This window comes from uncultured Sphingomonas sp. (genome assembly GCF_913062585.1).
Classification (GTDB): domain Bacteria; phylum Pseudomonadota; class Alphaproteobacteria; order Sphingomonadales; family Sphingomonadaceae; genus Sphingomonas.
Window position 1 is genome coordinate 107,449 of the sequence record NZ_CAJXWX010000011.1, and the last position, 7,309, is coordinate 114,757.

The window sequence follows — 7,309 nt, forward strand, 5'->3', positions numbered from 1 at the left end:
CCTCTGGCATTTATTCCGGAACAGAAGTAGAACCCGCCCTATGCTGACCAAGATTTCCGTCCGCGGCGCGCGCGAGCATAACCTCAAGGATGTCGATATCGACATTCCCCGTGACACGCTGACGGTGATCACCGGCCTGTCGGGGTCGGGCAAGTCTTCGCTCGCGTTCGACACCATCTATGCCGAGGGGCAGCGCCGTTACGTCGAGTCGCTGTCGGCCTATGCGCGCCAGTTCCTGGAGATGATGCAGAAGCCGGACGTCGACCATATCGAGGGGCTGTCGCCCGCCATCTCGATCGAGCAGAAGACGACCAGCCGCAACCCGCGCTCGACCGTGGCGACCGTCACCGAAATCTACGACTATATGCGCCTGCTCTGGGCGCGTGTCGGCATTCCCTATAGCCCCGCCACCGGCGAGCCGATCGCGGCGCAGACGGTCAGCCAGATGGTCGACCGGGTGATGACGCTGCCCGAGGGTACGCGCCTGTACCTGCTCGCTCCCGTCGTGCGCGGCCGCAAGGGCGAGTATCGCAAGGAAATGGCCGAGTGGCAGAAGGCGGGCTTCACCCGCGTCCGCATCGACGGCCAGCTCTACGAGATCGAGGAAGCCCCCGCGCTAGACAAGAAGTTCAAGCACGACATTGAGGTGGTGGTCGACCGCCTGGTGGTGCGCGAGGACATCGCGACGCGCTTGGCCGACAGTTTCGAGACTGCGCTGAAGCTGGCGGACGGGCTGGCCTATGTCGATCCCGCCGATCCGGTCGAGCCGCACACGCCCAAATCCGCCGTGCTGGGCGACAATGCGCCTGACGGACGCATCGTCTTCTCCGAGAAGTTCGCCTGTCCGATCTCCGGCTTCACCATTTCGGAGATCGAGCCGCGCCTCTTCTCGTTCAACGCGCCGCAGGGGGCGTGTCCGGCCTGTGACGGCCTGGGCGAGAAGCTGATCTTCGACGAGGATCTGGTCGTCCCCAATCACGAACTGTCGATCAAGAAGGGCGCGGTCGTGCCCTGGGCCAAGTCCAACCCGCCCAGCCCCTACTATATGCAGGTGCTCGGTAGCCTTGCGCGCGAGTTCGGCTTTTCGCTGGAGACGCCGTGGAAGGACCTGGAGGACAAGGTCCGCGACGCGATTCTGTACGGGACCAAGGGCAAGGCGGTCACGCTGACCTTCATCGACGGCAAGAAGTCGTACGATGTGAAGAAGCCGTTCGAGGGCGTGATCGGCAATCTCAACCGCCGGATGCTCCAGACCGAGAGCGCCTGGATGCGCGAGGAACTGGCCAATTATCAGTCGTCGCAGCCCTGCGAAGTCTGCCACGGCGCGCGGCTGAAGCCCGAGGCTTTGGCGGTCAAGATCGCCATGAAGGACATCTCTTACGCGACCCGTTTGTCGGTGGTCGATGCGCTGGCCTTCTTCACCGGCCTGCCGGAGCATCTGACCGACCAGCAGCGCGCCATCGCGCAGCCGATCCTGAAGGAGATCGTCGAGCGGCTGGGCTTCCTCAACAATGTCGGTCTGGATTACCTGAATCTGGACCGGACCAGCGGCACGCTGTCGGGCGGCGAGAGCCAGCGCATTCGCCTGGCGTCGCAGATCGGCTCGGGCCTGTCGGGCGTGCTGTACGTGCTGGACGAGCCGTCGATCGGGCTTCACCAGCGCGACAACGATATGCTGCTCGCGACGCTGCGGCGGTTGCGCGACCTGGGCAACACCGTGCTGGTGGTCGAGCATGACGAGGACGCCATCCGCACCGCCGACTATGTCATCGATATGGGGCCGGGCGCGGGCGTGCATGGCGGCCAGATCGTCGCGCACGGCACGCTGAAGCAATTGCTCAAGTCCAAGACCAGCGTGACCGCCGATTACCTCAACGGCACGCGTGAGGTCGCGGTCCCGGCCAAGCGCCGCAAGGGTTCGGGCAAGAAGCTGACCGTGCACAAGGCGACCGCCAACAACCTCCAGGGCGTGACGGCGAGCATTCCGCTGGGCACCTTCACCTGCATCACCGGCGTGTCGGGGTCGGGCAAGTCGAGTTTCACTATCGACACGCTTTACGCTGCCGCGGCGCGCACGCTGAACGGCGCGCGTATCCTGGCGGGCAAGCATGAGAAGATCACGGGCCTCGAGCATCTCGACAAGGTGATCGACATCGACCAGTCGCCGATCGGCCGCACGCCCCGGTCGAACCCGGCGACCTATACGGGCGCCTTCACCCAGATTCGCGACTGGTTTGCGGGGCTGCCCGAGGCGCAGGCGCGGGGGTACAAGCCCGGGCGTTTCTCGTTCAACGTCAAGGGCGGCCGGTGCGAAGCGTGCCAGGGTGACGGCGTGCTCAAGATCGAGATGCACTTCCTGCCCGACGTCTATGTGACCTGCGACGTGTGCCACGGCGCGCGCTACAATCGCGAGACGCTGGAGGTGAAGTTCAAGGGCCACTCGATCGCCGATGTGCTCGACATGACGGTCGAGGACGCCGCCGAATTCTTCCAGGCGGTGCCGCCGATCCGCGACAAGATGGCGATGCTGGTCGAAGTCGGGCTGGGTTACGTGAAGGTCGGCCAGCAGGCGACCACCCTGTCGGGCGGCGAGGCGCAGCGGGTGAAGCTGGCCAAGGAATTGTCACGCCGGGCGACGGGCAACACGCTCTACATCCTCGACGAGCCGACCACGGGGCTGCATTTCGAGGACGTCCGCAAGCTGCTCGAAGTGCTCCATGCGCTGGTCGAGCAAGGCAATACGGTGGTGGTGATCGAACATAATCTGGACGTCATCAAGACCGCCGACTGGATCGTCGATCTCGGCCCCGAAGGCGGCGTGAAGGGCGGCGAGATCGTCGCGGTCGGCACGCCGGAAGTTGTGGCGGCTGAACCGCGCAGCTTTACGGGGAAGTATCTGAAGCCGCTGCTCGACAAGGGGCAGGCGCAGGCGGCTGAGTAGTCTTCCCCGGTATTGGGAGGGGAACGATGCTGTTATGGGGAAGGGGCAACTTGCTGCTTGTTTCTTTCCACACCACCCCGGCGGAGGCCGGGGTCCAGTTGCGGGACGCGTAAGGCAACTCATCGACGTCCGCCTAACTGGATTCCGGCCTGCGCCGGGATGGTAGGGGATAGTTGCACGGATCGACGCATGACTTGCGTGAGCATCTTGTCCGGCTGAGACCGTCTTTGACGTCCTGGGAGTGGGACGGGTTTTCCCTTGGCCTTCGACTTCGCTCAGGCTGAACGGATTGTGGGGGATGGGAATGGCCCTGGCCACTCAAGCCGTTCGCACTGAGCGAAGTCGAAGTGCACGTCCCGACATGCGACAGGAAACCCCGCGCCACTCCCCCGCAAAACCGACTTAACCTATCGCAACCTTTCCCCAGCCCACGCGATTACCCCGCATCACCCATGAGGGAGGATGTAATGCGTGCACTGACACTCGGCCTGGTAGCGGCCGCGACGCTGGTTTCGGGTTGCTCGACCTATGGCGGCGGTTTGGGCGGGGGCTATGGCGGCCCGCGCTATGCCTATGACTATGACCGGCCCGATCCCGCTTATGGCGGCTATTACGCCGACCGCTATTATGTCGACAACAACCGGTATCGCGAACGTCGGCTGGGCAATAACGACCGTGTCTATGTCGGGCAGGACGGCCGCTATTATTGCCGCCGCAACGACGGCACCACCGGCCTGATCGTCGGCGGTATCGCGGGCGGTGCGCTGGGCGCGGCGATCACCTCGGGCGGGTCGCAGACGCTGGGCACGCTGCTGGGCGCTGCCGGTGGCGCGCTGGCGGGGCGCGCGATCGAGCGGAACAACGTCCGCTGCCGGTAACCCCCCGCGCTGACTGAGAAAGGGCCGGTCGGTCGTCTCCGTTTCGGATGCGACTGGCCGGCCTTTTCGCGACCGCCTCGCTTACCCTGTGCCGGGGAAACAGGAGGATTGCGACGAAGCTGGCCGAACTGGAAAAGCGGATTCCACAGCGCCGCGAACTACCGCTGACTGACGAGGCGGCGAAGACCGCGCTGGTCATGCCCTTCAAGTTCCTCGCTCGGCTGCACTGCAACAGCCCGACGACGCGCTATGTCGGCACCTTTGCGGGCAAGGTGGAGACCCGCCACCCCGTCGCGGCGCTGACCGACATCTACCGACTGGAAGAGGCCATTGTCGCCCGGATCCAGGAACTCGCCGGCACCGCCTGACCCCGTCCAAGATGAACGAACCCATTGGATTTGCGACACTTGGTGACAATTCCGTCATGGTGCTGGGATGGCTCTGGGATAGACCGCCCCCATATTGCCGATCGGGCCAGTATTCGCCCGCTTATCTATGGGAGTATCATCATGAAGGCCATGATTCTTGCCGGTATGGGGATCGCCACCATCGCCGTTCCGACGGTCGCCGATGCGCAGCGCTGGACCCCGATCGCCCAGCGCCAGGGCCAGTTGCAGGCGCGGATCGACCAGGGTGTCCGCTCGGGCGCGCTCAATCGGCGCGAGGCGGTGCGGCTGCAGGGCGAGCTGCGCGGATTGAACCAGCTCGAATATCGCTATCGCCGTTCGGGTGGCGGGTTGAGCGTCTCCGAGCGCAATGACCTGGATCGTCGCTATGCGATGTTGAGCCGCCAGGTCCGCTTCGAGAAGCACGACCGCAACTATCGTCGCTGACCCGACCCTATCACGGCCGCGCCCGGTTCCTCTGGGCGCGGTCTGTCGGGCCGCTCGATCGGGCGGCCGCTATCCTTCCATTTGTCCAGGATCTCGCCCGAGCGCGCCAGCGTCTCGGTGATGCCTGTCACGCCTGTTGGTGTGGTTGACGCCTTGGTTTGCGGCGTGCGCGTCGTACCCGGTGGCGTGGCGGTGTTGGACGTCATGGGGACCGGCGGAACGGGTAGGGTCGCCGAGACAGGCGGCAGGGCGCCGCCATCCTCGCCAGCCTGGGCGACCGCGTCCGGTTTCGGAGGTGGGACCAAAATGGGCAACACCTCCCCGCCGGCATAGACCCGATTCATCGCCGCCGCCGTGCCCCAATAGCCTTTCCAGCGATGGAACAGATGCGCGCCGACCATGTCGGTCATCACCATCGCCCGGTTCCAGGCAGGGGTGACGGCATAGGTGTGATAATGGGTGGCCAGCCCCACGGGCGCATAGACGCCGCCCGACAGCGCCGCGGCGGCGATCCGGGCCGCGCGCGACCAGCCGGATATGGCGGGCGGGCGTGACAGCGCGCCGTCGCACACGAAGCTGAACTGGCAATGCGCCCGCTCCATGCCCTGATAGACCACGCCGCAGACGGTGCCGGGAAAGGCGGGATGCCGTGTGCGATTGAGCACGACCTGCGCCACAGCACGTTGTCCGTCCACGCTTTCGCCGCTGGCCTCGTAATAGAGGGCAGCGGTCAGGCACTGCATGGCGCGCGCCTTGTCGGTCGCGCTGGCCCGGCCCCAGCGAAAGGGCGGTGCCGCGACGACGCCGCTGTCCGACAGCGTGGCACCCGGCGGGATCGGCAATGTGGGAAGAGCGACCGTGCCCGTGCTGCCGTCTATGGCGGGTAACATGTCGGGGGCGGAGCGGGGATTCCGCTGTCCGGCGTCGGCGACGGGCGACGGCGATGTTCCGGTGGTGCCGGCGATCCGAGGCGTGCGATGCCACGCCCCCCGAGCAGCGAATATCAGGCCGAGCGCCAGCAACAGAGCGACCAGCACCAGCCAGCCCTGTATCATCCGCCGTACCGTCCGCTTCGCCACCCGCAATGTGTTGCTCAGCCCTGTGCCAAATCCCGGTCGCTCAAATCCTTATATCCGACAGGGTTAAGGATTTCGCGCCGTCGACCTGTTTGTTCCCCAAGCGGTGCTCGGGGAGGAGGGCGGACGGATCGACATTCAAGGAAACAAATTTTGCTCCCTCGCCCCTCTCCCCTGTCCAGGGGAGAGGGCCAGAAGATGCGATCGTGGAAGTCGACCCGTTAGCGCAGCTTCGGCGTGTCCAGATCGACCTCGGCGGCCGGGATCACCTCGACATCGAGATGCTGGGCCTTCAGCGCGGGCAAGAACTGCTTGGCGTCGCCGACCACGATGATGCTCGCCGCCTTGGGATCGAGCAGCGCGGCCGAGGCGGACTGGACCGCGGCCGAATCGACCGCCTGCACGCGCGGGATGTAGCGGCTGAGTTCGTCCAGCGGCACGCCTTGCAGCGTGTAGTTGGCGAGGATGTCGGCGATGCCGTCCGTCGTCTCGATCGTCCGGCCGAAACCGCCGATCAGCACCGCCTGGCGGGTCGCGAGTTCGTCCTGCGGCACGGGTGCGGTGCCAAGTTTGGTCATTTCGGCGTCGATCAGCCCGACCACCTCGGCGGCCGAGGGGTTCTTGGTCTGGGTGCGCGCGGAGATCATGCCGATGTCGCGCCCGGCCTGCACCGCGCTGCCCGCGCCATAAGCGAGACCGCGCTTGATGCGGATTTCCTGGTTGAGCCGCGACGAGAAACCGCCGCCGAGCACCGTGTTCGCGACCGCCAGCGGGTAATAGCGATCATCGGCGCGGCGGATGCCCGACCGTGCGACGACGACGCCCGCCTGCCCGGCATCGGGCATGTCGACGACGATGACGCGCGGGGCAGGGAAAGCGGGCTCCGCCGCCTTGACCGCCGCCGCCGCCGCCCCGGCGACACGCCAGCTCCCCAGATGGCGCTCGGCCAGAGCCCGCGCCTGGGCGGGGGTGACGTCGCCGACGAACAACAGGGTCGCCTGACCCGGCTTCCAGTTGCGTGCATAGGCCGCGGTCAGGTCGGCGCGGGTCAGTGCCTTCAGCGAGGCGGGGGTGCCCGACAGCGGCTGGCCATAGGCGCGGGCGCCATAGACCACGCGGTCGGCGACCATCGCCGAAAGCTGCGCCGGGTTCTTCATCGCGACGTTCAGGCTGTCGATCGCCTGGGTGCGCGCGCGGTCGATCTCGGCCTGGGCGAAGGCGGGATGCGTCGCGACATCGGCCAGGATGGTCATGGCGGTGTCGGCCTGGGCGGAGGGTACGGTCAGGTCGATGGTGGCGCCGTCATCCGATGCCCCAGCCGTGATCGAGCCGCCCAGGCTTTCGACGGCGCGGGCGATCTCGGTCGCCGAGCGCGTCGTCGTGCCCTTGGTCATCAGGTCGGCGGACAGGCTGCTGGCCCCCGCCTTGCCCACCGGATCGGTCGCCGCGCCGCCGAGCGAGACGAGCGAGGCGGTGACCAGCGGCAGCTCGTGTCGCTCGACCGTCACCACGCGCAGGCCGTTGGCCAGTGTCGCGACCACCGGTTGCGGCAGGGTGGGGGCGATGGGTGCGCCGGGGGCG

6 protein-coding genes are annotated in these 7,309 nt (G+C 66.4%); 4 read left to right on the top strand and 2 right to left on the bottom strand.

The window, feature by feature from the left end; all coding sequences use genetic code 11:
- The first annotated feature begins 40 nt into the window (after window positions 1-40).
- The 4 genes from uvrA (at window position 41) to QZ546_RS09555 (ending at window position 4,652) form a co-directional block, all read left to right on the top strand.
- Window positions 41-2,941 carry an excinuclease ABC subunit UvrA gene (uvrA, locus tag QZ546_RS09540; RefSeq protein WP_294236505.1) on the top strand — a complete coding sequence of 967 codons (2,901 nt, stop codon included), beginning with the start codon at window positions 41-43 and terminating at the stop codon, window positions 2,939-2,941.
- Between the two features lie 467 nt (window positions 2,942-3,408).
- On the top strand, window positions 3,409-3,819 hold the full coding sequence (locus tag QZ546_RS09545) for a glycine zipper 2TM domain-containing protein (protein WP_294236507.1): 411 nt from the start codon (window positions 3,409-3,411) through the stop codon (window positions 3,817-3,819).
- Window positions 3,820-3,866: 47 nt separating this feature from the next.
- Window positions 3,867-4,187: a hypothetical protein gene (locus QZ546_RS09550; protein ID WP_294236509.1), complete on the top strand. Its 321-nt coding sequence runs from the start codon at window positions 3,867-3,869 to the stop codon at window positions 4,185-4,187.
- 141 nt (window positions 4,188-4,328) lie between these two features.
- Window positions 4,329-4,652: a hypothetical protein gene (locus QZ546_RS09555; RefSeq protein WP_294236511.1), complete on the top strand. Its 324-nt coding sequence runs from the start codon at window positions 4,329-4,331 to the stop codon at window positions 4,650-4,652.
- Here the strand turns inward: QZ546_RS09555 and QZ546_RS09560 are convergent.
- Window positions 4,640-5,731: a cell wall hydrolase gene (locus QZ546_RS09560; protein ID WP_294236512.1), complete on the bottom strand. Its 1,092-nt coding sequence runs from the start codon at window positions 5,729-5,731 to the stop codon at window positions 4,640-4,642. The genes QZ546_RS09555 and QZ546_RS09560 overlap by 13 nt on opposite strands.
- Window positions 5,732-5,949: 218 nt before the next feature.
- Window positions 5,950-7,309 (bottom strand): pitrilysin family protein (locus QZ546_RS09565; protein WP_294236513.1); only part of this gene is annotated, 1,360 nt, incomplete at its 5' end.

What these genes read in the sequence shown, in the direction of transcription:
- uvrA (WP_294236505.1), top strand. Translation starts at nt 41, where the DNA reads ATGCTGACCAAGATTTCCGTCCGCGGCGCGCGCGAGCATAACCTCAAG.
- QZ546_RS09545 (WP_294236507.1), top strand. Translation starts at nt 3,409, where the DNA reads ATGCGTGCACTGACACTCGGCCTGGTAGCGGCCGCGACGCTGGTTTCG.
- QZ546_RS09555 (WP_294236511.1), top strand. Translation starts at nt 4,329, where the DNA reads ATGAAGGCCATGATTCTTGCCGGTATGGGGATCGCCACCATCGCCGTT.
- QZ546_RS09550 (WP_294236509.1), top strand. Translation starts at nt 3,867, where the DNA reads ATGCGACTGGCCGGCCTTTTCGCGACCGCCTCGCTTACCCTGTGCCGG.